Raw genomic sequence first — 1,124 nt, forward strand, 5'->3', positions numbered from 1 at the left:
GGAGTCCTGAAGATCCGAGCCGTCGGCCAGGTAGCCGCCGGTCGGCAGCGGTACCCCGTGCCACGCCTCCGTGTCGAGGAGGGGGAGGCTCCGGGGCGCGGGTGCCAGGAGGAGGCGCAGGAGGCCGCCTCCCAGGGCGTCCATGGCCAGCTCGAAGCCCTCGCTGCGGTCGGCACTCTGACTGCCCTCCCTGGCTGCCCGCCGGTGGCCGCCTTCGTGGAACACGGTGCGCAGCGTCGTGTCCAGGTCGTCCAGGGTGCTCTCCTTGACGCCCGTCACATCGGTGGCGGGCAGGTAGATGCCGGTGGTGCAGTAGTACGACGGGAGATCGTCCTCCTGGTAGACCCTGACCTTCCCGAGGGATTCCAGGCCGAAGACGCTGCGGAAGACCGCGCAGGCGATGTCCAGCGTGCGGCGGCGCTCGGCCGAGACGTCGGCTGTTCGGACCCACTGCGTCGTGGGGCGCTGGCGCTCCTGGTGGGCCACGGCCGCACGAACGGGCCGGACGCCGAGCAGGCCCATCAGGATGGCGTGCAGGTGGCGGCTCAGCCTGCTCGTGACGCACGTGGCACCACGGCCCTGAAGATGTAGTTCGTCCTCGATCGGGGAGCCCGCAGCGTTGTAGTAGACCTCGGCGTCGTCCCACAGGGTTCGCGCATGGTTGCGGAAGGCGAGGCGGACGTCGAAGTCGGTGACGGAGTCGAAGTAGGTCTCGGCGGACGACAGGCGGGGGCCGTTCAGGGCGCGGTCGACGAACCGTGCGATGACGGCGGGGTCGGTGCTGTTCGCGAGGGCGCTGCGGATGTGGGTTTCCAGCCCGGCTCCGTCGACGATCGTACGGTCGCGGTTCTGCTCGCCCTTGGCGGTGGCCAGGGGCAGGTCGTAGCTGGCCGCGAGCCGTGCGTCGGTGGACACGAGGATGCCGCCGACGAAGATACGTCCCGGCTGACCCTCCAGAATGACCTCCGCGCTCTCCAGCGGGGGCCGGTAGGCGGGGTTGTTGAGGTAGCGGACCCGGCCGATTGCCTCGTCGGGGGCCCCCCCCCCGGCCCGGGCCCCCGCAACGGGGGCCGGCGGGGCGGGGGGGGGGCCCGAGGAGGTTTGTGGAACACAAACGAGATGGG

Annotated in this window: 1 protein-coding gene; it reads right to left on the bottom strand. The window is 71.3% G+C overall.

Going from position 1 to position 1,124, the window contains the following annotated elements:
- Positions 1–915: hypothetical protein (locus tag ACFWI9_RS34655; protein WP_387169365.1), on the bottom strand; the 915-nt coding region annotated here is incomplete at its 3' end.
- Positions 916–1,124 lie beyond the last annotated feature (209 nt).

The organism is Streptomyces sp. NPDC127084, assembly GCF_042724175.1.
In the GTDB taxonomy this organism is placed as follows: Bacteria; Actinomycetota; Actinomycetes; order Streptomycetales; family Streptomycetaceae; genus Streptomyces.